The following is a 21,613-nucleotide window of genomic DNA, read 5'->3' as shown; positions in this document are numbered from 1 at the left end:
GAAGCGATTCGCTCCTGTTGTATTGCCCCCCTCTCGCGACAGGAGCCTCCTTATGAAGACCAGAAAACTCGGCCGCCACGGTGTCGGTGCCATTGGCTTTGGCGCCATGTCCTTTGGTGGCATGTTCGGGACAACCGATGAAGCGACCAGCCTTGCCACGCTGGATGCGGCCTGGGATGCCGGGATCACCCATTTCGACACCGCCAATATCTACGGCATGGGCCTGTCCGAGACCGTGATCGGCAGATGGCTGAAAACGCGGGGACATGCGCCGGTGATCGCCACCAAGGCCTCGATCGTCGATGGCACGCCGCGCCGCATCGACAATTCCGACGCCCATCTGCGCAGCGAACTTGAGGCATCGTTGCGGCGGCTGGGCCGCGACCATGTCGAGCTGTTTTATATCCATCGCCGCGAGGCCGGGCGCCCGCTGGAAGAGGTGATCGGCACCCTGTCGCGGCTGATCGAAGAGGGGAAGATCGGCGGCTATGGCCTGTCGGAAATCGCCCCCTCCACGCTGCGCCTCGCGCATGAGATCCATCCCTGCATGGCGGTCCAGAACGAATATTCGCTGTGGAGCCGGCAGCCGGAGCTGGGTCTGATCCAGGCCTGTGCCGAACTGGGCACCACCTTCGTGGCCTTCTCGCCGCTGGCGCGCGGCATGTTGGGCGATACGCCGCTGCCCTTGCCGACCGACGGGTTCCGCGCCCGCAATCCGCGTTTCACCGAACCCGCCTTTTCGCGCAACACGGCGAAAATCGACGCTTTCCGCGTCTTCTGCCGCGAAAGAGGCTGGGCCACGGCGGCCACCGCCCTCGCATGGACATTGCAGCAGGGCGATCACATCCTGCCGATCCCCGGCACCCGCAGCGCGGCCCATCTGTCGGAATGGCTGGCCGCCGAGCGGATCAGCCTCGGTGCGGATGATCTGGCAGCGATCAGCCGCCTCCTTCCCGCCGGCTTTGCCGAGGGTGACCGCTACGGCGATCATCAGCTGCCGGGGGTCGAACGCTATTGCTGAGCGCGACGGGGGCGCAGACAGGCATTGGGCTCCTGCCCCGAAACCATGTCACATTCCGCCCCGCAAGCGGCACAGCGGTAGTGATCAGGGCCGATATGGCGTTCCAGCCGCCAGCGACAGGCGCGGGTCAGGGTGGATCCGCGCCGATAATACCAGAGGCCCAGAAACAGAAACACAAGGCCGATGGGAAGAATAACCATCATCGCGAAACGGCTCCGGCACCTGCATCTCTGGCCAGCCTGCGCCTCCGGCGGGGATATTTAAGGACAGAGGAAGAACTCTGCCGCTTTCATCTGTCCTTAAATATCCCGGGGGTGAGCGCGGCACGCGCGAGGGGGCTGGCCCCCTCTGCCCGGTCAGTCTCAGACCGCGCGCTCGACCATCAGGCTCTTGATTTCCGCAATCGCCTTGGCCGGGTTCAGCCCTTTCGGACAGGTCTTGGCGCAGTTCATAATCGTGTGGCAGCGATAGAGTTTGAACGGATCTTCCAACCCATCCAGCCGTTCACCCGTGATCTCATCGCGCGAATCAATGATCCAGCGATAGGCATGCAGCAGCGCGGCCGGACCGAGATATTTCTCGGAATTCCACCAATAGCTCGGGCAGGAGGTCGAGCAGGAGGCACACATCACGCATTCATAAAGCCCGTCGAGCTTCTTGCGATCCTCAATCGACTGCCGCCATTCCTTGGCCGGGGTATTCGAACGCGTCTCAAGCCAGGGCATGATCGAGGCATGCTGGGCATAGAAATGCGTCAGATCCGGGATCAGATCCTTGATCACCGACATATGCGGCAGCGGGTAGATCTTCACATCCCCCTTGATCTCATCCAGCCCATAGATACAGGCCAGATGGTTGCCGCCATCGATATTCATCGCGCATGACCCACAGATCCCTTCCCGGCACGACCGCCGGAAGGTCAGGGTCGGGTCAATCTCGTTCTTGATCTTGATCAGCGCGTCCAGAACCATGGGCCCGCATTTATCCATGTCGAGATAATAGGTGTCGACCCGCGGGTTCTCGCCGGTATCGGGATCCCAGCGATAGATGCGGAAGGCACGCGTGTTTTTCGCGCCCTCGGGCTTCGGCCAGGTCTTGCCGGTGCGTACCTTGGAGTTTTTGGGGAGCGAAAACTGGACCATGGCTGTTCCTCAGGCTCTGGCTTTGCGCTTAGCGCCGAAATGATTGCCGCCGGGCGCGGGCTCGCGCCGCCGGGCGATGAAGCTGCCGGGCATTCCGATGGGCAGAGGGCTGCGCATCCCCCTCATCCCCGCACCAGCATATTATAGGGGCGGGTCGGCACCTGCCCGGATTTCGAAACCACGCAGGTCTCATAGACCGCTGCCGGGTCACGCCCCATCAGCCAGTCGGACGAGATGTTCAGCTCCAGATCGCTGCGGGGCCTCGTGCCCGAGGGGCCGGAGACGATGCCGATTGCGGCGGTTCCCGTCGGCCCTTTCGCCTCGCGCGCGGCCTGGAGGCACAGCTCTTCCGCACGGTGTACCGGCACCGGGCCACAGGCGGCGACAAGCAGCAACAGAACAGGCAGAGCAAGGCGGAGCATCAGCGCACCTGCGGGATGTTGTAGGTCGAAAAACAGCTCTGCGCCGCCGGGCGCAGCGCGATATTGCGGACATTCTCGCGGGTCTGGGTGCCGGCTTCGACGCCGGTGTCACGCGCCAGTGCCCGGATCTCGGGCATCGAGGCTGCATCGAGAATGCATTCGGTCGCCTGCTGCGCCGGGCCCGCCGGCAGATCCCTCGACACCACCGGCATCACCACGCCATGCGCGATATTGCGGGTGGTCTTATCGGCCAGCGCCTGCGGATCGCAGGCGGCCAGCAGCATCATGGCAGGGATCAGTGCGGCGCGGAGGATCACAGCGAGGCCCCTCCGACTTCCAGCAGATCCGTCGCGGTCAGCGACTGCATCAGGCATTGGGTCGCCTCGGGGCGGCTGGCGATGGTGCGGACCACCGGCCAGGCCTGGGCGGCGCCATTGGTCCCGGCAGAGGCATATTGCGCCAGCTGCACCAGCTCGCCCGTCTGCGCATTGTTGATGACGCAATCGGTATAGGGCGAGACATTGACGCCCGGAAGATATTGGTTCGCCGCGCCATTGACCGCCGTGCGGGCCAGAGAGCGGGTGGTTTCCTGCATCATGCTCTCCCCGGCAACACAGCCCGACAGCGCGACAATCGCGGTCAGCATCAGCGCCTTAGTTGGCAGAACAGCCATAGCCGGTCCCTCCTGTCATGGTTTTACGGCACTGCTTTTCCGGATCCGTGATTTGCGGCGAGGTCCGGATCGGCGCGGCAGCGGGCGCCACCCATCCCCCGGTGGTGTCGATCACCGGGATTGCGCCCCCCGAAGCAGCCTGTGTCGTCTTCGAAACCGGCGCGGCCGGGGCACGGGTGCCTCCTGCCGTTGGCTGGCCGTTAAATGTAACCACCTGGCGCACGGGCTGACCGGTTCTTGCAGCCTCTTCCTCATATTTCCAGTTAAGACATGAAACAAGATCGCGACCTGCAGCCTGGGCATCGCCACGCTTTTCTCGCTCCAGCACATTCGTCTCGGCGAAACATGCCGCCTCGTAGCGCGGAGCGGTGTCTCGTTGCGCGCAAGCAGCCAGACCCAGACACAGGCCGGAAAACACAAAAAAGGCACGAAAGACACGCATCAGAATTTCCGTTCTGCCGGGGCGATCTTCTTCAGACTGATACCACCATCCGCCTCGGTCGTCAGCGGATCAAGATGGACGGGCCGGTAGCTCAGCACCACCTTATTGCCTTCGACATGGGCGAGGCTGTGCTTTCTCCAGTTCACGTCGTCACGGGTCGGATGATCCTCATGCGCATGGGCACCGCGGCTTTCCGTGCGGGCATGGGCGCCGTAGATCGTGGCCAGCGCGTTCGGCATCAGGTTGGTCAGCTCCAGCGTCTCCATCAGGTCGCTGTTCCAGATCATCGAGCGGTCGGTGACCTTGAGGTCATTCATCTTGCCGGCGATTTCGGTCATCGCGACCTCGCCCTCTGCAAGCGTTTTCTCGGTGCGGAACACGGCGGCATCGCGCTGCATGGTTTTCTGCATCTCAAGGCGCAGATCGGCAGTCGCGACCGCGCCATTGGCGTGACGCAGCCCATCAAACCGCGCCAGCGCCTGGTCGACGCTGGCCTTGTTGGTCGGCGGCACCGGCGATTTCGGGTCAACCACCTGACCGGCGCGGATTGCCGCCGCGCGCCCAAACACCACAAGGTCAATCAGCGAATTCGAGCCCAAACGGTTCGCACCATGGACGCTCGCGCAGCCTGCCTCACCCACCGCCATCAGGCCGGGGAAGATCGCATCCGGGTTTTCCGGGGTCGGGTTCAGCACCTCGCCCCAGTAATTCGTCGGGATACCGCCCATATTGTAGTGAACGGTGGGCAGAACCGGGATCGGTTCCTTGTTCAGATCGACGCCGGCGAAGATCTTCGCGGATTCTGAAATCCCCGGGAGACGCTCGTGCAGGGTCGCGGGCGGCAGGTGGTTCAGGTGCAGGAAGATATGGTCTTTCTCAGCGCCCACACCCCGGCCTTCACGGATCTCCATCGTCATGCAGCGCGAGACATAATCGCGCGGCGCGAGGTCTTTGTAATGGGGCGCGTACCGCTCCATGAACCGCTCTCCGTTGGAGTTGGTCAGGTAGCCGCCTTCGCCGCGCGCGCCCTCGGTGATCAGACAGCCGGAGCCATAGATGCCGGTCGGGTGGAACTGCACGAATTCCATATCCTGGAGCGGCAGGCCCGCGCGCGCCACCATGCCACCGCCATCGCCGGTGCAGGTATGGGCGGAAGTTGCCGAGAAATAGGCGCGGCCGTAACCGCCGGTCGCCAGCACCACCATCTTGGCGTTGAAGACATGGATGGTGCCATCATCGAGCTTCCAGCACACCACGCCCGTACAGCGCCCGTCAGTGATGATCAGATCCAGCGCGAAGTATTCGATGTAGAACTCGGCCTGTTCTTTCAGCGACCGGCCATAAAGCGTGTGCAGGATCGCGTGGCCGGTGCGGTCAGCGGCGGCACAGGTGCGCTGCACGGGCGGGCCTTCGCCGAATTCGGTCGTATGGCCGCCAAAGGGGCGCTGATAGATCTTGCCCTCTTCGGTCCTGGAAAACGGTACGCCGTAATGTTCCAGCTCATAAACCGCCGCCGGGGCCGAGCGCGCGAGGTATTCCATCGCATCGGTATCGCCCAGCCAGTCCGAGCCCTTGACGGTGTCATACATATGCCACTGCCAGTTATCGGGGCCCATATTGGCCAAAGACGCCGCGATGCCGCCCTGGGCCGCGACGGTATGGGACCGCGTCGGGAAAACCTTGGTCACGCAGGCGGTGTGGAGCCCCTGCTCGGCCATGCCCAGCGTCGCGCGCAGCCCCGCGCCACCGGCACCGACAACCACGACGTCATATTCATGCGTCTCGTATTGGTATGCAGCAGTCATTTCCGTCTTTCCTTACCGCGCGTACAGGACCACCCGTCGGGCGGCCGCTTACAGGGCCAGTTTTACCAGGGCAAAGAGACCGGCAGCGATCAGCGACCAGGCAAGGCCCGTCACCGCAACCAGCGCCAGCTTCGCCTTCACGCCATGGATATAGTCGATGATGGCCTCTTCGGCCTCGGCCTTGCAATGCAGCGTCACCACGATCAGCGTCAGCCCGGTGATGATCGCAGGCCAGGGATGCGAGAAATAGTCCAGCACATCATCATGGTCCTGGCCAAGCGCGCAGCCGAAGGTGAAAACAAACAGCGGCACCAGCACCACGAGCAGCGCCGAGCTGATCATCATATGCCAGTGGTGATGGGTGCCTGCCCGGGCCGAACCCAGCCCCTCGGCGCCTTTGCGATCGGTGATGAAACGCATCTCTTTGCTCCTCAGACCACAAGCACGGTGATGATGGTCAGCACGGTGGCGCCGATGAACATCGCAAGGCCCATCACCTCATTGGCCTTCACCTCGATGAAATAGCCCAGATCCCAGATCACATGCCGCAACCGGCCAAGCGCGTGATACCAGATCGCCCAGGCCGCCAGGGTCATTACGATATCGCCCACCACCGAAGTCAGAAGCCAGTTGACGCAGTCGAAAGCCTCCTCCGAAGTGGCCGCCGCCACCAGCCAGGCCACGATCAGGAAAATGGTGCCCAGAGTCGCGATGCCGGTGATGCGGACCATGATCGAGGAGATGGAGGTCATCTGCGGCCGATAATAGGGGCCGATCATAAACGGAGAAAGAGGTCGCTCGACCCGTTTCGGTGCAGACATGGCTTGTCCCTTCGCCGCTGGCTTGCCCCATCCCGGAACCGCTCCGGGCCAGACCCGGTTGGGTGAACCGCGATGGCGCGCGCTTCGATATGCCAATTCTCTTAGCGCTTTTATCACCCAAGTCACGGGGGGCAATGCCGCAATTGCAAACTGTTCCCGCTAACCGCGCAAGTTTTTCTGCGGTTTGTGATCACGATTTTGAAAAGTGTGATCACATTAGTGATCACAGGTAATAACCAAGAGTTTTATTCAGAATTCATGCTGCCATCAGGCACAGATCATGCAGCATGCGCTGCTCAGCGGTCGGAAATCAGCCCTAATTCAGCCCGATTTTCTGGCCACCCAGCATAATCATGCACCAAACCCAGCCCGCCAGGTTTTACCATCGTGACCCTTCACTGCCGCGCTGGCGGCGCGTTTTCGAATGGTGCCTGATCCTCTGCCTCACTTCGATGATGATCGCGATGCTCCTCGGGGTCATTGCGATCTTCTGGAACGCCATCGCCGGTGGTGTGTCCCGCTCTGATATCGCCTCACCCGGCAAGATCCCGGTCGGTTTCATCTTCCTGTGGCTTGCCTGGTGGATCGCCATGTCCACGACCCTTGCGCGCGGAAACGAAGATACCGATGCGGTAGCCGAGAACCCGACACCCGCAGTCCCGCCACTTTTCCTCGCATTGAGGAACGTCAAGGGCACATTCCTGATCGCTCCGATCTGTGCCTTTGTCCTGACGCAGATGAGCGCCGCCCTCACCTGGCCAACCATCCGGCTCAACCTTCTGGGCGCAGAAATCGTGCAGCTGGCTCATGTCGAGAAGCTGGGTTCCGTGGCACAGTTCCCCAACCCCGGTCAGCGCTGCTTCACCACCGCGCGGCTGACCCTGACAGCGGATATTCAGTTAGATCGCTGTCTCAGCGACCGCCTTTACCGCAGCCTGAAGCCGGGCGACGGGGTCGGAATGCCCTTCCTCGTCCATGACGACCTCATCCGGCTCAGGGCCCTGCGCCGGGTGCCAGCCCCGGAAATGCCGGCGACACTCATGCTGAACCGCGACCTGATCACCCATATCCTGCGCCGCGCGGCAAAGGATCAGAGCGGCACCAGCGCCCAGTAATCCAGATCCAGCAGCACCTCGGGCAGATATTTGCCATCCTCGTCCTTCAGCGCAAAAGGCGCCGCGCCCTGCTTCACCGCCACCAGCCGCAGCCTGAGCGCCCCAACGCCCGGCGCCGCCGTCTCTGCCTTGTCCAGAACCTCAGACCAGGCCCGAACAGTATCGCCCGAGAAACAGGGATTGGCATGGGCGCCCGCGTTCAGCGCCACGATCATCTGCGCATTGGCAAGCCCGTTGAACGACAGCGCGCGGCCGAGGCTGATCACATGGCCGCCATAGATCAGCCGCCGCCCATCCTCGCGATTGGTCGCATCGAAATGCACTTTCGCGGTGTTCTGCCACAGCCGGGTCGCCAGCATATGCTCGGCCTCCTCGACGGTCACGCCATCGACATGGTCGATCTTCTCACCCACCGCGTAATCGCCGAAACGATGCGGCTCTCCCGCCAGCGCAAAATCATAGCGGCTGAAATCGAGGCCCTCGGGCACCACCAGCTCCGCCGCCGGCACCACCTTGCGCAATTCCGGCACCACCGGCTCCGGCGCCGGCACCGCCCGCGCCTTCTTCACCATCACCCAGCGAACATAGTCCAGCACGACCTCATCCCGCTGATTCAGCCCGCGCGTGCGCACATAGACCACGCCGGATTTGCCGTTGGAATTCTCCTTCAGCCCGATCACCTCGGACTCTGATCGCAGCGTATCCCCCGGCCAGACCGGCATCAGCCAGCGCCCCTCGGCATAACCGAGATTGGCCACCGCATTCAGCGAGATATCCGGCACCGTCTTGCCGAACACCGTATGAAACGCGATCAGATCATCCATCGGGCTCGAAGCCAGCCCCGAGGCGCGCGCAAACTCATCCGAGGAATAAAGCGCCCCCCGTGCCGGATAAAGCGCATGATAAAGCGCCCGCTCGCCCCCTGACACCGTGCGGGGAACCGCATGGCGGATCACCTCGCCAATACGATAATCCTCGAAAAACCGCCCCGGATTGGTCTTCATCCCTCTCCCCCGAATATCGGCCCCAAATGCAGTCAGAAAGGCGCAAAGCCCCTTCCTCTTGACCAAAATACTCCGGGGGAGTCTGCCAAAGGCAGACGGGGGCAGCGCCCCCTGACCCGGCCTTTACTGCTCGCCCAGCTTCAGATCAGGCGCATATTCCCCCGGCACTTCCTTTGTCACCGCCTGGCCGCAGCGCATCACTCCGTTCGAGGCGTCAAACGCATAGCTCGGCTCACCATAAAGCTCCCATCCCTTCGCCAGCGCGGCCGAGACCTTGTGGCAAAAGGCAGATGTGTCATCCCCGGTCAGAAAGCGGTAAAGTTTCATGCAGTTCACCCGAATGCAGCGTAGCCCAGTGCGTAATGCACTCCGGCAATCGCGCCATAGACCACCAGAGCGCCAGCAATGGCAATCGCTTCCATCCGCGCCGGGCTCTTGCCGGGCTTTGCCTCCGGGCGCTCCCAGGGGCCGGTGCGGTTGATCACCACCATCTGCAACAAAGCCCAGATCCCGATGCCGCCGAACAGCACGAAAGACGGCGTGTCGCCATTGACCAGAAGATGCGCGACCATCCAGATCACCACCCCCCAGAGCATCGGATGCCGGATCTGCCGCGCGATCCAGGTCTTCATCCCCGCCGCCGCGAACAGCCAGACCGAGACCAGCATCAGCAGATTGTTGATCCCCGTCGTCATCGGGTCGCGGCCCCACCAGAACTCCCCCTCCGCCGCGCGGTAGCCGAAGACCATCATCGCCGTTGCCGCCAGCGAGATCAGCCCCATTCCGGCCCGCCCGCCCAGCCGGTCCCGCAATCCAGGCGCGAGCCGGCCCAGAAGATGGGCCGCGCTCCACAAAAGCACTCCGGCGGTGAGGATGAACATGGCGCGGGCTCCGATTCGGCTGGCTGCTGAGGGTCAGTCCTTGTCTCGCCCGATCAGCCCGCGAGAGCCAGAGCCCCAATCGCCGCAGCCTTGTCGAGAAGCGCCCGCGCCGTCACGATATGCAGGTTCTCGACGATGCGCCCATCGACCACCGCCACGCCGCCACCCGCTGCCGTCACCTCGTCAAAGGCCGCGATCTGGCGGCGGGCAAGGTCCAGCTCTGCCTCCGAGGGCGCAAAAGCCGCATTGGCCACCGCCAGCTGCGCCGGATGGATCAGCGTCTTGCCGTCAAAGCCCATATCGCGGCCCTGTTCGCATTCAGCCCGCAGCCCTTCCTCATCCCTGAAGGCGTTATAGACGCCATCAACAATGGTCAGACCGTAAGCCCGCGCCGCCAGCAGGCAAAGCCCCAGCCCTGCCTGCATCGGCAGTCGGTCGGCCCGGAAGCGGCTGCCCAGCTCTTTCGCAAGGTCATTGGTGCCCATCACCATACCGCGCAGCATCGGATGCGCCGCAATCGCCTGCGCATTCAGCATGCCCGCACAGGTCTCCATCATCGCCCAGAGACTGACCCCGGGCGCCAGCACCGCCACCGCATCCAGATCGGCAGGCGCGCTGACCTTCGGCACCAGGATCGCGTCGATCTTCGCGCCCGAGGCAATCGCGCGCGCCATGGCCGCGGCATCCTCGCGCCCCCATTCGGTGTCGAACCCGTTGATCCGCACCAGTTTCAGCCGCGGGCCGTAATCCGCCCCGGCCAGAACCCGCGCCAGCAGATCCCGCGCGGCGGTCTTTTCCTCGGGCGCAACCGCATCTTCCAGATCGAAGATGATCGCGTCACAGGCGAGATCGCGCGCCTTTTCCAGCGCGCGCTCACGCGAGCCGGGAATATAGAGAACCGAACGGCAGGGCTGGGTCCCCTGAGGGTCTGCAACCTGGAGGGAGGACATGGCGCGTCTCCATTGAAACAATCTTGCGTGTCAAAGCATGAAATTGGCACATTCGGCAAGCCATGAAATGCCGCATTGCAGAAACTTTTTCGCCGCCGTCGGTTTTTCAGGCAGGGCGGCGGCGCCCCGATCCGCTGCCCGGATCCCGCCGCCTCATCCGTTGCCCCGTCTGCTGCCCCGTCTGCTGCGGGCCGTCCCCTGCCGGCGGAAACATGCCCGAACACAGGACCGTGACCATCCCGGGCGGAACCCCGGCCCGGAACAGGCGTTTTCCCTGCACTGAGACGCTCAGCTTCAACCCAGCCAAAGGAGTTCAGAATGAGCAGCACCGGTGACAAGATCAAAGGCCTGGCCAATGAGGCCGCAGGCACTGTGAAACAGGCCGTGGGCAAGGCGACCGGCAATGACCGGCTGCGCGCCGAAGGCGCCGCGCAAGAGCTGAAAGGCGAGGCGCAACAGGCGCTTGGCAAGGCGAAGGACGCGGTGAAGAAGGCCGTCGACAAAGCCTGACCCTTTAGGGGTCACAATCAGGGCCGCTGCCTGACCCCCAAAGCCAGGGCCGCACCAGGAGCGGCCCTGCGCCATTTACGCCGCCTCACACGATCCCCCTCAGCCCGTCCCGGACCAGTTTCAGCGAGATCAGCAGCAAGGACCAGGTGACCAGCCGGAAAAACGCCTTCGCCGGCAGAACCTTCACCAGCCAGACCCCGGCAAAGACCGAAGCCACCGCCGGCGCCATCAGCAGCGCCGAGAGCTTCAGATTGCCCGGGTTCAACTGCCCCAGCAGCCCATAGGGAATCAGCTTCACCGCATTGATCACCGCGAAAGCGATGGTCGAGGTGCCGGCGAACACCGCCTTCTCCAGCCGCAAAGGCAGCGTATAGACCTGATAGGGCGGCGCACCGGAATGGCTGACGAAACTGGTAAAACCGGTGATCAGCCCCCAGAACGCCCCCGGCCCCGGCTTTGCCTCGCATGGAGGTCCTTTGAGCGGGCGGCGCAGCAACAGGCTGAGACTGAACGCCAGCCCGATCACCCCGATCAGCAGCGTCACCGCAGCTTCCGGCACCACCGAGGCCGTCAGCCCGCCAATCGCGATCCCCGCCACCGCACCCGGCAGCAGATATTGCAGCACCTTGCGGTCAAAGGCATGGCGGTACGCCCAGAGCCCGAACATATCCGAGACGACGTAGACCGGCAGCAATATCCCCGCAGCCACCACCGGCGAGATCTGCAGCGCCATCACCGGCACCGCCAGCATCCCCACCGCCGGCAGCCCCCCCTTGGACAGCCCGACCAGCGCGGCGGCAACCACCGCCAGCAGCCAGAAACCCATCTCTTCCATCGCGAAACCCCGTTAACGCTAACTCTCCCGCTACTCCTGCACTGCGCCATTCGGAAGGGAAGAAATTTTCAGCATACAATTGCATACTGGCGCTCGGAGCCGCTGGACAGACGGTCTGTAAGGGTCTACGCCTCCCGCAACCCCAGCAACGGAGACTCTCCCATGGCACGACCCAGGATTGCCCTTATCGGTGCAGGCCAGATCGGCGGCACGCTCGCCCATCTCGTCGCCACCAAGGAACTCGGCGATGTTATCCTGTTCGACATCGCTGAAGGCGTTCCGCAGGGCAAGGCGCTTGACCTCGCGCAATGCGGCCCGGTCGCAGGCTTTGATGTCGCCCTTAAAGGTGCGAATTCCTACGAAGATATCGCCGGCGCCGATGTCTGCATCGTCACCGCTGGCGTGCCCCGCAAACCCGGCATGTCGCGCGACGATCTGCTGGGCATCAACCTGAAAGTGATGAAATCGGTCGGCGAAGGCATCGCGAAATTCGCGCCGAACGCATTTGTCATCTGCATCACCAACCCGCTTGACGCGATGGTCTGGGCATTGCGCGAATTCTCGGGCCTGCCGCATGAGAAAGTCGTCGGCATGGCCGGCGTTCTCGATTCGGCCCGCTTCCGTCATTTCCTCTCGCTCGAATTCAACGTGTCGATGCGCGATGTTTCGGCCTTCGTGCTGGGCGGCCATGGCGACACGATGGTGCCGCTGACCCGTTATTCGACCGTCGCCGGCATCCCGCTGCCGGACCTGGTCGCCATGGGCTGGACCACGCAGGAAAAACTCGACGGCATCGTTCAGCGCACCCGTGACGGCGGTGCCGAAATCGTCGGCCTCCTGAAAACCGGCTCGGCCTTCTACGCGCCCGCAACCTCGGCCATCGAGATGGCAGAAGCCTATCTGAAAGACCAGAAGCGCGTCCTTCCGGCTGCCGCTTTCGTCAAAGGCGCCTATGGCCTTGACGGTCTCTATGTCGGCGTTCCGACCGTGATCGGTGCCGGCGGCATCGAGAAAGTGGTCGAGATCAAGCTGAACGCAGACGAGCAGGCGATGCTCGACAAGTCGATCGACGCGGTCAAAGGCCTCGTCGCGGCCTGCAAAGGCATCGACCCCTCGCTGAACTGAGCCTTTCTTTAACCAGTGACTCCACCGCGCGCGTCCTCCAGGGGGCGCGCGCTTTTCTTTGCGCGCCAGGCAGGCCAGTATCGCCGTGACGGCAAGCGGAGGCAGACATGGACTGGGTCGCAGCGGATTACTCATCGCTCCTGTGGTGGCTCGATATGACCGGAACCTTCGTCTTCGGCCTGTCGGGCGGCATGCTGGCGGTGCGAAGACAACTCGATCTTTTCGGGGTAATCGTGCTGGCCACAGCCGCCGCCACCGCCGGCGGCGCGATCCGCGACATGGCCATCGGCGATCAGCCGGCAGCGGTTCTGCGCGACCCATCCTATCTTCTCGTCACCTTCGCCGCCGGGCTCACCGCCTTCTTCCTCCACCGCCTGATCGAGCGCGCTTCCAGGCCGGTGATGCTGCTCGACGCGCTCGGCCTTGGCACTTTTACCATCGCCGGCACCCAGAAGGCGCTGATCTTCGGATTGCATCCGGCAAGCGCCTGCATGATCGGTGTGCTGAGCGCAGTGGGCGGCGGCGTGGTGCGCGACCTGCTGGTCACCGAAATCCCCCGCGTGCTGCGCGAGGAAATCTACGCCGTCGCCGCGATTATCGGCGCGGTGCTGGTGGTGCTGGGCGACCGCTCCGGCTGGCCGCCGCTGGCGACGGCCGCCATCGCACTCGCCGCCACCTTCCTCATCCGTATCCTCTCGGTGCGGCTGGGCCTCAGGATCCCGCGCGCGCCATGACCTCTGGCGCTCCGGCCCCTTGCCCCGCCGCGCCCTTTGCGTCATGCCACAGAAAACCCAAGGAGCCCGTCATGGACTATTCCAAATCCGGCAATCCCAAGAACGCCAAAGACACCCAGCACGCCCAGGACCTGCCACGCCGTGGCGCCCCCAAAGACAAATCCGCAACCGATAAAAAGGCCGCCCTGCTGGAACGCATGAAAGCTGCCTCTGAGGCCCGCAAAAAGCCCTGACCCTTTCATCTGTCCTTAATATCCCGGGGGAGTCATGGCCCCGCCATGACGGGGGCAGCGCCCCCAGCCCGGCCAGCCATCCAGAGCGCCGTCATGTCCGATCTGATCACCGAGCTCGAAACCCGCCTGATCCGCTACTGTGCCATCGACAGCCAGAGCGACCCCTCCAGCCCCTCGCAGCCCTCGACGGCCATCCAGCTGAACATGGCGCGGCTTCTGGAAACCGAACTGGCCGGGATCGGCGCAACCGACATCCGTGTCACCGATTATGGCGCCGTGCTGGCCACCATCCCCGCCACCGCCCCCGGCCCGGTCATCGCCTTCCTCGCCCATATGGATACCGCGCCGCAATTCAACGCCGCCGGCGTGAAGCCGCGCGTGATCCGGGGCTATAATGGCGGCGAGATCACCTTCCCCGACAATCCCGCCCTGATCCTCTCGCCCGGGACCTCCGCCGGCCTCGCTACCCGTCAGGGCCATGACATCGTCACCGCCTCCGGCACCACGCTGCTTGGCGCCGATGACAAAGCGGGTATCGCCATCATCATGGCCGCCGCCCGCCGCCTGATCTCAGAGAAACCCGCCCATCCCGAGATCCGCATCGCCTTCACCCCCGATGAGGAAATCGGCCGCGGCGTCGATCCGCGCCTGCCCGCCGACATCGGCGCCGCTTTCGCCTTCACCTTCGACGGCGCCAGTCCCGGCGAGATCGAATATGAAAGCTTCTCGGCCGATGGTGCCGAAGTGCGGATCAAAGGCGTCTCGATCCATCCCGGCTGGGCCAAAGGCAAGATGGTCAACGCGATCCATCTCGCCGCGAAACTGATCTCCTTCCTGCCGCAAGCCACCATGCAGCCCGAGGTCACCGAGGGCCGCGAGGGCTTTATCCATGCGGTCGAGATGACCGGCGGCTCCTCGGAAATGGTGATCCGCCTCATCCTGCGCGATTTCGAACTGGATGGGCTCGCTGCCAAAGGCACCCTGTTGAACGAGGCCTGCAAGGCGCTTGCCCTGAGCGAGCCGCGCGCCGAAATCACCTGCAGGATCAGCCCGCAATACCGCAATATGCGCTACTGGCTGGAGCATGACATGACCCCGGTGGACCTCGCCCGTGACGCCGCCCGGGGTATCGGCCTCGATCCGGTCTCGGTGCCGATCCGGGGCGGCACCGATGGCTCGCGCCTGACCGAGCTTGGGCTCCCCTGCCCGAACCTCTTCACCGGCATGCAGGAAATCCACGGTCCGCTGGAATGGGTGAGCCTGCAGGATATGGCACAAGCCGTCGCCCTGATGCAGGGCATTGCCACCCGCGCGGCAACAGACAAGCCGAACATGGCAAGCCGCGCATGACACTGGCCTCGCCCTATCTGAAACCCGGCTTCTACGACGACGCCCTCGCGCGCGGCAAACACCGCGATATCGTCGGCGGTCGCTGGGAGGAAACCGCCCTGCATCAGATGCAGGTGATCCTGGATGAAGGGCTGGAACGGCACGACCACTTCCTCGATATCGGCTGCGGTTGCCTGCGGCTCGGCCACAGGCTGGTGCCCTGGCTCGATCCCGGCCATTACCGGGGAACCGATGCCTCACGCGCGCTGATGCTGCGCGGCTATGCCGAGGAACTGACGCCCGATACACGCCTGCGCCTCCCCGAAGAAAACCTCGTGGAAGATGAGGAATTCCGCTTCCCAACCCTTCCTCCGACCATCACCTTCGCGCTGTGCTGGGGGGTGTTCACCCATCTGCCGGCAGAAACATTGCGGCCCGCCCTGCACAATCTGAACCACCGCTTCCCGCATCTGCGCAAACTTCTCCTGACCGTCTTCCTGGCGCCAGACAGGCATGAGGGCCCCTTCCGCCAGCGCGACGGTGTGGTCACCCACCCAAACCGCCCACCCTGGCATCGCTCTCCCGCCGGGATCGGGGCCGATGCGGCCGCCGCCGGCTTCACAATCCGCTGGCGCGAAGATCTGCTGCCGCGTGGCCAGGCGCTTGCGGTGCTGGAACCCATCCGCCGCTGACCTCTGGGGAAGCCTCCGGCGGGGATATTTAAGGACAGATGAAATCACCCTCCCTCGCTGATTTCATCTGTCTTTAAATATCCCGGGGGTGAAGCGGCAAAGCCGCGAGGGGGCTGGCCCCCTCTCTTTCCGACATTGGGAATCCCGCACCCCTCCGGCCTGTCGCGGCCCTTGACCCTGACCGCCCCCCTCCGCATCCTTGGCAAAATACCGGAGGTTCCCATGCGCCGTTTTCTTTGTGCCACCCTGCTTTCTCTGATGCCCGGTCTTACCCCCGGCCTCGCCCTGGCGGATCCGCTGGATCTGTCGCAGGAGATTCGTGACACTGGGATCACCGCAACCGAAAGCAGGCTGGCGGCACAGGAAGATCTCAGCGCGGAAGAGGCCTTCGCGCTGGCCGGGCTGCGTTTCCTCGGCAGTATTGAGCAGGCTCTGCAACTTCGCTGGCAGGTCGGGCTTGAGGCCGACTGGTCCGAACTGCCGATCCTGCGGCTGCCGATCCCGCCCAATCCGAATGCACGGGAACTGACCGGCCAGGACATTTCTGATCTGATCGCCGGCGTCAATGCCGGAATGGACGGCACGCGCGACGCCCTTGGCCAGCTTGGCACTGCTGATTTCGGCCTCGAAATCGACCTTGCCGATCTCTGGTTCGACATCAACGCCGATGGCAGACGCAACGAGGGTGAGGACCTGGCCGGCGTGGCAGCGCAGATGCTGGGCCTCTGGGGCGCCCAGCTGGAGCCCGGGATGATCGTGATCCGCTTTGACGGCTCCGACGCGGCCTGGCTTTCCGCCTATAGCCATCTGATCTCGGGCGTTGCCACCACCTTCCAGGCCTATGATCCCGGCCCCGCCACCGATCTGATCCTGACATCGACCAAAGAGATGCATGCGCTCTGGGGTGACACCCCGCCGCCCAATGCCTGGGATATGATGTTCGGCAAAGAGGTGGATCGCGTCGCCATCATCCTCAAGGCGCTGGAACAGCAACCCGACCCCGCGCTGGCCGCCAAAGCCTATGGCCATTTCCTCTCGATGATCCAGGAGAACCGCCGCTTCTGGCCGCTGGTCGAGGCCGAGACCGATAATGACCGCGAATGGGTGCCGAATGAGAAACAGCTCTCGGCGCTTGGCATTCAGCTGCCCGAGGGCACGGCGGCGCGCTGGCAAGCGGTACTGGCCGAGGCCGAGCAGCTCCTGAAAGGCGAGATCCTGATGCCGCACTGGCGCTATGGCGCCGAGGCCGGGATCAGCCTGAAGAAGCTGTTCGACGCACCGCCGAAGGTGGATCTGGTCGGCATGATCCAGGGCGAGGCACTGCTGCCCTATGCCGAAAAGGGCAAGGTGATGACTGGCCAGGCCTGGAGTGATTTCGAGCGGCTGATGCAGGGCGACGCGGTGATGTTCGCGGTGTTCTTCAACTGATGCCGCTAACACGAATCACTCGGCTGTCGCTTCTGACACGCCTTTGATTCCTGACAGTTGCACCAATGTGATCACGGCTGAAAATCTGTGATCACAGCCAGAAATTTCGTGATCACAAAGCGCGGATTTTCGCCGGATTGCTTGAATGCGGGGCGGATTGGATTGGCCAGGCCGGGAATTCCGTGCCAGAAGGGCGCCAGATCATCACCGAATACGGGAATACGGCCCCATGAACATCCACGAATATCAGGCCAAGGCGCTTCTTCGTTCCTACGGCATCCCGGTTTCCGATGGGCGCGTCGTCCTGAAAGCGGAAGACGCCAAAACCGCTGCGGGCGAGCTTGACGGCCCGCTCTGGGTCGTGAAATCGCAAATCCATGCCGGCGGTCGCGGCAAGGGCAGGTTCGTGGAGCCGGAAGCCGGCGACAAAGGCGGCGTGCGCCTTGCCAAATCGGTCGAAGAGGCCGCTGAATTCGCGCGCCAGATGCTGGGCCGCACCCTTGTGACCATCCAGACCGGCCCGGCCGGCAAACAGGTCAACCGCATCTATATCGAAGACGGTTCCGACATTGAGCGCGAGCTTTATCTTGCACTGCTGATCGACCGCCAGACCTCGCGCATCTCGATCGTCGCCTCGACCGAGGGCGGTATGGATATCGAAGAGGTCGCGCATTCGACCCCGGAAAAAATCCACACCATCACCGTCGATCCGGCCACCGGGCTGCAGGATTTCCACGGCCGCCGCGTCGCCTTCTCGCTGGCGCTGAAAGGTGCCCAGGTCAAGCAATGCGTCGCCATCGTGAAGAACCTCTACCGGCTCTTCATCGACAAAGACATGGATATGCTGGAGATCAACCCGCTGGTGGTGATGACCGACGGCAATCTGAAACTGCTCGACGCCAAGATGGGCTTTGATGGCAATGCGATCTACCGCCATGCCGATATCGCAGCCCTGCGCGACGAGACCGAGGAAGACCCGAAAGAGCTGGAAGCCTCGAAATTCGATCTGAACTACATCGCGCTGGATGGCGAGATCGGCTGCATGGTGAATGGCGCAGGCCTTGCCATGGCGACGATGGACATCATCAAGCTTTATGGCGCAGAGCCCGCGAACTTCCTCGATGTGGGCGGCGGCGCCACCAAAGAGAAAGTGACCGAGGCCTTCAAGATCATCACCTCCGACCCCAACGTCAAAGGCATCCTCGTCAACATTTTCGGCGGCATCATGCGCTGCGATATCATCGCCGAAGGCGTGATCGCTGCGGTGAAAGAAGTCGGGCTGAAAGTGCCGCTGGTCGTGCGTCTCGAAGGCACCAATGTGGATCTCGGCAAGAAGATCATCAACGATAGCGGTCTCAATGTGATCGCCGCCGACGACCTGTCGGATGCGGCGCAAAAGATCGTCAAGGCTGTGAAAGGCTGACACCCGTGGCACGCCCGTTTCCTGCATCGTTGCTGATGGCCGCCTTTATGGCGCTGCCGCTTCATGCGGAAACGGGCGGGCAACTGCTGTCGCTGACCGAGGCTGGCACGTTGCCCGGATCGGATCATTACGACGAGCAACGCAATGCGGCCTGGGCGGCCTGTATTCTCTCAGGCCATGAACAGGCGGCGCAGACCCGCCGGTTCGTGGCTGCAGGCTGGACGCGCGGCGAAGAGGAGGACGGGGCTTTTTCGCTTCATGCGCCGGGCGGGCATGGGGAAACGCTCCGGGTCATGCTTTATGAGGGTGACACCTCCTGCAGCATCGTCGATCTGCGGACCAACACGCTGACCGCCCGTGCCACCATCGGCGAGATGCCCGACACTCCGGGCTTCACGGCCGAAGAGATTGCCGTCAAGGGTGAATGCCCGTTTGACCGGGTAACCCTGGCCCCCTTTGTCGGCAATCCCGGTCCGGTCTTCACCATCGAAATCCGCTCGGGTGGCGACTATGCCGATTGCAACCCGGAAGAGGCTTCGGCGGTTATCCTGGGAGAGGCCGTATGAGGAGTTTGCGCAGCACAGCCCTGATGCTGGGCACGGTGCTGGCGATGCCGCTGGCCGCAGAGACTGCCCCCCCGCTGACGGGCGCAACCGGCGAGGAACTGCTGAAGGCGGCCTATGCCACCTGCCTCTTGCTGGGGGCCGCGGGCAATGCGGCGACCGAGGCTTTCGTCGCGGCAGGCTGGGAGGCCGTGACCAATGACGAGGCCGGCTATTCCGGGCTTACCGGCCCCGACGAGACCTATGCCATGACCTGGACCGATGGCGGCTACTGCCTCGTGCAATCCGAAACCATCGGCACGGACCGCGCCGGTGAATTGCTGGCCGAGGTCATCGCGGCGACGGGGAAGACTGCGGTGGACCTGACCGGGGAAGACGGTTGCCTGTCCTTCGCCCTGGCCGGCGGCGGCCCGGGGGCCGAGGTCACCTCTTCGGGGAATGACCCGGTTTGCCGGTCGGCAGACAATAGTGGCGTGAGTTTCATGTGGGCCCAGTCAGAGTAAGGGCCCGCAGCGTGAGTTTACAGTGAGGAAGCACCAGATGCGCATCAGACTGACCGTGCCTGCTTTCGTTCTTCTGTCCGCCCTTGCGGCGTGCAGCAGCGGCTATGCGACGCCGGAGAACGACCCGGTCGCCGTCTGCAACGAGCAGTCGGCTATGGCACAGACAGGCCGCGTCGATGGACGTGACATCACGATCACCTGCCCTTCGGCCTGAAGGTCGGGTGAGTTTCGGAAAGCTGCGGTGACCAGGCCAGACCAGGCCGCCGTGTGAGGGATTTTTTCTGCAAGGAGGCCCTGATGGCCGTTCTGATCAACAAAGACACCAAGGTTATCTGTCAGGGCATCACCGGCTCGCAGGGGACATTCCACACCGAACAGGCGATTGCCTATGGCACGCAGATGGTGGGTGGGGTGACGCCGGGCAAAGGGGGCACCTCGCATCTGGGCCTGCCGGTTTTCGACTCCGTCCATGACGCGGTCGGGAAAACCGGCGCCGATGCGACCGTGATCTATGTGCCGCCGCCCTTCGCCGCCGATTCGATCCTTGAGGCGATTGATGCCGAGATCCCGCTGATCGTCTGCATCACCGAGGGCATCCCGGTGCTTGACATGATGAAGGTCAAGCGCGCGCTGATTAACTCGAAATCGCGGCTGATCGGGCCGAACTGCCCGGGCGTGATGACGCCCTCGCAATGCAAGATCGGCATCATGCCGGGCAATATCTTCTCGGTCGGTTCGGTCGGGGTTGTGTCGCGCTCGGGCACCCTTACCTATGAAGCGGTGAAGCAAACCACCGATGTCGGCCTTGGGCAAAGCTCGGCTGTGGGTATCGGCGGCGACCCGATCAAGGGCACCGAACATATTGACGTTTTGGAAATGTTCCTCGCGGATCCTGAGACCCATTCGATCATTATGATCGGCGAAATCGGCGGCTCCGCCGAGGAAGAGGCCGCAGAATTCCTGGCGTCGGAAAAGAAAAAAGGTCGCTGGAAGCCGACCGCTGGCTTCATCGCCGGCCGCACCGCGCCTCCGGGCCGTCGCATGGGCCATGCCGGTGCCATCGTGGCGGGCGGCAAGGGCGATGCGGAATCGAAAATCGAGGCCATGCTGAGCGCGGGCATCGTGGTGGCAGACAGCCCCGCGACGCTGGGCGAGGCCGTGCTGAAAGCGATCAAGGGCTGATCATGGCACCGGCGCAAGCCATCGGGGCCGGGGTTTCCCGGCCCTCACAGAACCCGGCACGGGTCCTCCCGTCGCCCGGGCTCCGGCGTGCCATGACCCGCTCGCTGCCGTGTCTCGCCCTGGCGGCTCTGGCACTGCCCGCTTTCGCCGACATGGCAGATCAGAGGCCGGGCGCCGTTACCGCTGCGGCCCTGTCCTCTGCAATCACCGCCTGCAGCTCGGGCGAGGTGACACCCCTGGACGCCGATGCACGCGCAGCGTTGCTGGAACGTGGCGGCTGGCGTGAGGTGACGGCAGCGGATCGCGGCTGGTACATAGGCACATATGCCCAGATGCGTGCGGTCTGGGAAGTGATCGACACGCGCAATATCGGCAATGCCGCCGCCATCTGGCGGAAATATGCTGCAGGCGGCACCATCAGAGACCTCTTTGAAGCCGAACTGCCGCAACGCATCAATTACCGTACCGATGAAGGCGCGCTGCTGGCCGTCGGCGCCTCCACGCCGCTTTGCCTTGTGCTGAGCAGCGAGGGCGAGGCTGGGGCTCTCATATATGAAAGCCTGCCTTCAAAACCCGGGCTCGATGCCTCGCTGGGCCTCGAAACATCGCGCAATACCGGCTCATCTCCTGGACAAGCCGGGCTTTACGGCATCCAGAAATATGACACTGCGGCATTGTCCCAGCTCTTCGCAACCGACTTCCGGCTCACCTATGTCTTCACGATCGTGGCGCCGAAAAATACTGCCACAATCCGGAACTGAACCCAGATACGCCGCACCC

General features: G+C 63.5%; 29 protein-coding genes. 15 read left to right on the top strand and 14 right to left on the bottom strand.

The window, feature by feature from the left end; translation table 11 throughout:
- The first annotated feature begins 52 nt into the window (after positions 1-52).
- Complete coding sequence (locus tag DRF71_RS16480; protein ID WP_112311643.1) at positions 53-1,021, top strand: aldo/keto reductase; 969 nt, start codon at positions 53-55, stop codon at positions 1,019-1,021.
- Here DRF71_RS16480 and DRF71_RS16475 read toward each other — a convergent pair.
- The 9 genes from DRF71_RS16475 to sdhC all read right to left on the bottom strand — a co-directional run bounded on the left by DRF71_RS16475 (position 1,012) and on the right by sdhC (position 6,326).
- The gene (locus DRF71_RS16475) at positions 1,012-1,224 is read right to left on the bottom strand and encodes a hypothetical protein (RefSeq protein ID WP_112311642.1); all 213 of its coding nucleotides are present in this window, start codon (positions 1,222-1,224) and stop codon (positions 1,012-1,014) included. The two genes, DRF71_RS16480 and DRF71_RS16475, sit on opposite strands and share 10 nt — an antisense overlap.
- A gap of 159 nt (positions 1,225-1,383) precedes the next feature.
- Positions 1,384-2,163 carry a succinate dehydrogenase iron-sulfur subunit gene (locus DRF71_RS16470; protein WP_112311641.1) on the bottom strand — a complete coding sequence of 260 codons (780 nt, stop codon included), beginning with the start codon at positions 2,161-2,163 and terminating at the stop codon, positions 1,384-1,386.
- A 122-nt stretch (positions 2,164-2,285) separates the two neighbouring features.
- Positions 2,286-2,585, bottom strand: a complete 300-nt coding sequence (locus DRF71_RS16465; protein WP_112311640.1) for a hypothetical protein — start codon at positions 2,583-2,585, stop codon at positions 2,286-2,288.
- Positions 2,585-2,902 (bottom strand): hypothetical protein, encoded by a 318-nt coding sequence (locus DRF71_RS16460; RefSeq protein ID WP_232831554.1) that lies wholly within the window; start codon positions 2,900-2,902, stop codon positions 2,585-2,587. The genes DRF71_RS16465 and DRF71_RS16460 overlap by 1 nt, the downstream gene beginning before the upstream one ends.
- Positions 2,899-3,258, bottom strand: coding sequence for a succinate dehydrogenase (locus DRF71_RS16455; protein ID WP_157971126.1), 360 nt, complete (start codon positions 3,256-3,258; stop codon positions 2,899-2,901). The genes DRF71_RS16460 and DRF71_RS16455 overlap by 4 nt, the downstream gene beginning before the upstream one ends.
- A complete protein-coding gene (locus DRF71_RS16450; RefSeq protein WP_112311638.1) occupies positions 3,239-3,700 on the bottom strand; it encodes a hypothetical protein in 462 nt (153 codons plus the stop codon). The genes DRF71_RS16455 and DRF71_RS16450 overlap by 20 nt, the downstream gene beginning before the upstream one ends.
- Complete coding sequence (sdhA, locus tag DRF71_RS16445) at positions 3,700-5,505, bottom strand: succinate dehydrogenase flavoprotein subunit (protein ID WP_112311637.1); 1,806 nt, start codon at positions 5,503-5,505, stop codon at positions 3,700-3,702. Before sdhA ends, DRF71_RS16450 begins: the two co-directional genes overlap by 1 nt.
- Before the next feature lie 48 nt (positions 5,506-5,553).
- Positions 5,554-5,925 carry a succinate dehydrogenase, hydrophobic membrane anchor protein gene (gene sdhD, locus DRF71_RS16440; protein WP_112311636.1) on the bottom strand — a complete coding sequence of 124 codons (372 nt, stop codon included), beginning with the start codon at positions 5,923-5,925 and terminating at the stop codon, positions 5,554-5,556.
- 11 nt (positions 5,926-5,936) lie between these two features.
- A complete protein-coding gene (gene sdhC, locus DRF71_RS16435) occupies positions 5,937-6,326 on the bottom strand; it encodes a succinate dehydrogenase, cytochrome b556 subunit (RefSeq protein WP_112311635.1) in 390 nt (129 codons plus the stop codon).
- A gap of 464 nt (positions 6,327-6,790) precedes the next feature.
- Here sdhC and DRF71_RS16430 point away from each other — a divergent pair, with 464 nt between their 5' ends.
- The gene (locus DRF71_RS16430) at positions 6,791-7,441 is read left to right on the top strand and encodes a hypothetical protein (protein WP_232831553.1); all 651 of its coding nucleotides are present in this window, start codon (positions 6,791-6,793) and stop codon (positions 7,439-7,441) included.
- Here the strand turns inward: DRF71_RS16430 and DRF71_RS16425 are convergent.
- From DRF71_RS16425 to DRF71_RS16410, 4 genes are all read right to left on the bottom strand, one after another.
- Positions 7,417-8,445 (bottom strand): MaoC family dehydratase, encoded by a 1,029-nt coding sequence (locus DRF71_RS16425; RefSeq protein WP_112311633.1) that lies wholly within the window; start codon positions 8,443-8,445, stop codon positions 7,417-7,419. The two genes, DRF71_RS16430 and DRF71_RS16425, sit on opposite strands and share 25 nt — an antisense overlap.
- Positions 8,446-8,568: 123 nt before the next feature.
- Complete coding sequence (locus DRF71_RS16420; RefSeq protein WP_112311632.1) at positions 8,569-8,772, bottom strand: DUF1737 domain-containing protein; 204 nt, start codon at positions 8,770-8,772, stop codon at positions 8,569-8,571.
- Between the two features lie 5 nt (positions 8,773-8,777).
- The gene (locus tag DRF71_RS16415; RefSeq protein WP_112311631.1) at positions 8,778-9,326 is read right to left on the bottom strand and encodes an NnrU family protein; all 549 of its coding nucleotides are present in this window, start codon (positions 9,324-9,326) and stop codon (positions 8,778-8,780) included.
- A 53-nt stretch (positions 9,327-9,379) separates the two neighbouring features.
- Complete coding sequence (locus tag DRF71_RS16410) at positions 9,380-10,276, bottom strand: HpcH/HpaI aldolase/citrate lyase family protein (protein ID WP_112311630.1); 897 nt, start codon at positions 10,274-10,276, stop codon at positions 9,380-9,382.
- A 318-nt stretch (positions 10,277-10,594) separates the two neighbouring features.
- Here DRF71_RS16410 and DRF71_RS16405 point away from each other — a divergent pair, with 318 nt between their 5' ends.
- The gene (locus tag DRF71_RS16405; protein WP_112311629.1) at positions 10,595-10,786 is read left to right on the top strand and encodes a CsbD family protein; all 192 of its coding nucleotides are present in this window, start codon (positions 10,595-10,597) and stop codon (positions 10,784-10,786) included.
- Positions 10,787-10,871: 85 nt separating this feature from the next.
- Here DRF71_RS16405 and DRF71_RS16400 read toward each other — a convergent pair whose 3' ends face one another.
- Positions 10,872-11,621: a sulfite exporter TauE/SafE family protein gene (locus tag DRF71_RS16400; RefSeq protein ID WP_112311628.1), complete on the bottom strand. Its 750-nt coding sequence runs from the start codon at positions 11,619-11,621 to the stop codon at positions 10,872-10,874.
- A 162-nt stretch (positions 11,622-11,783) separates the two neighbouring features.
- Here DRF71_RS16400 and mdh point away from each other — a divergent pair, with 162 nt between their 5' ends.
- The 12 genes from mdh to DRF71_RS16350 all read left to right on the top strand — a co-directional run bounded on the left by mdh (position 11,784) and on the right by DRF71_RS16350 (position 21,594).
- The gene (gene mdh / locus DRF71_RS16395) at positions 11,784-12,746 is read left to right on the top strand and encodes a malate dehydrogenase (protein ID WP_112311627.1); all 963 of its coding nucleotides are present in this window, start codon (positions 11,784-11,786) and stop codon (positions 12,744-12,746) included.
- A 107-nt stretch (positions 12,747-12,853) separates the two neighbouring features.
- Positions 12,854-13,480 (top strand): trimeric intracellular cation channel family protein, encoded by a 627-nt coding sequence (locus tag DRF71_RS16390; protein ID WP_112311626.1) that lies wholly within the window; start codon positions 12,854-12,856, stop codon positions 13,478-13,480.
- Positions 13,481-13,551: 71 nt separating this feature from the next.
- A complete protein-coding gene (locus DRF71_RS28110) occupies positions 13,552-13,713 on the top strand; it encodes a hypothetical protein (protein WP_198672245.1) in 162 nt (53 codons plus the stop codon).
- A gap of 93 nt (positions 13,714-13,806) precedes the next feature.
- Positions 13,807-15,063 carry a peptidase T gene (gene pepT, locus DRF71_RS16385; protein WP_112311625.1) on the top strand — a complete coding sequence of 419 codons (1,257 nt, stop codon included), beginning with the start codon at positions 13,807-13,809 and terminating at the stop codon, positions 15,061-15,063.
- On the top strand, positions 15,060-15,734 hold the full coding sequence (locus DRF71_RS16380; RefSeq protein ID WP_112311624.1) for a class I SAM-dependent methyltransferase: 675 nt from the start codon (positions 15,060-15,062) through the stop codon (positions 15,732-15,734). The genes pepT and DRF71_RS16380 overlap by 4 nt, the downstream gene beginning before the upstream one ends.
- A 222-nt stretch (positions 15,735-15,956) precedes the next feature.
- Positions 15,957-17,162 (top strand): hypothetical protein, encoded by a 1,206-nt coding sequence (locus tag DRF71_RS16375; protein WP_112311623.1) that lies wholly within the window; start codon positions 15,957-15,959, stop codon positions 17,160-17,162.
- A gap of 229 nt (positions 17,163-17,391) precedes the next feature.
- Complete coding sequence (gene sucC / locus DRF71_RS16370) at positions 17,392-18,585, top strand: ADP-forming succinate--CoA ligase subunit beta (protein ID WP_112311622.1); 1,194 nt, start codon at positions 17,392-17,394, stop codon at positions 18,583-18,585.
- Positions 18,586-18,590: 5 nt separating this feature from the next.
- Positions 18,591-19,151 (top strand): hypothetical protein, encoded by a 561-nt coding sequence (locus DRF71_RS16365; protein WP_157971125.1) that lies wholly within the window; start codon positions 18,591-18,593, stop codon positions 19,149-19,151.
- Positions 19,148-19,651, top strand: a complete 504-nt coding sequence (locus DRF71_RS16360; RefSeq protein WP_157971124.1) for a hypothetical protein — start codon at positions 19,148-19,150, stop codon at positions 19,649-19,651. Before DRF71_RS16365 ends, DRF71_RS16360 begins: the two co-directional genes overlap by 4 nt.
- A 37-nt stretch (positions 19,652-19,688) precedes the next feature.
- Positions 19,689-19,865: a hypothetical protein gene (locus DRF71_RS27500; RefSeq protein ID WP_157971123.1), complete on the top strand. Its 177-nt coding sequence runs from the start codon at positions 19,689-19,691 to the stop codon at positions 19,863-19,865.
- 83 nt (positions 19,866-19,948) lie between these two features.
- On the top strand, positions 19,949-20,833 hold the full coding sequence (sucD, locus tag DRF71_RS16355; protein ID WP_112311619.1) for a succinate--CoA ligase subunit alpha: 885 nt from the start codon (positions 19,949-19,951) through the stop codon (positions 20,831-20,833).
- A 92-nt stretch (positions 20,834-20,925) separates the two neighbouring features.
- Positions 20,926-21,594, top strand: a complete 669-nt coding sequence (locus tag DRF71_RS16350; protein ID WP_112311618.1) for a hypothetical protein — start codon at positions 20,926-20,928, stop codon at positions 21,592-21,594.
- The last annotated feature ends 19 nt before the right edge of the window (positions 21,595-21,613 follow it).

Source organism: Pseudogemmobacter bohemicus, assembly GCF_003290025.1.
GTDB lineage: Bacteria > Pseudomonadota > Alphaproteobacteria > Rhodobacterales > Rhodobacteraceae > Pseudogemmobacter > Pseudogemmobacter bohemicus.
This window is presented reverse-complemented; position numbering and strand designations above follow the sequence as displayed.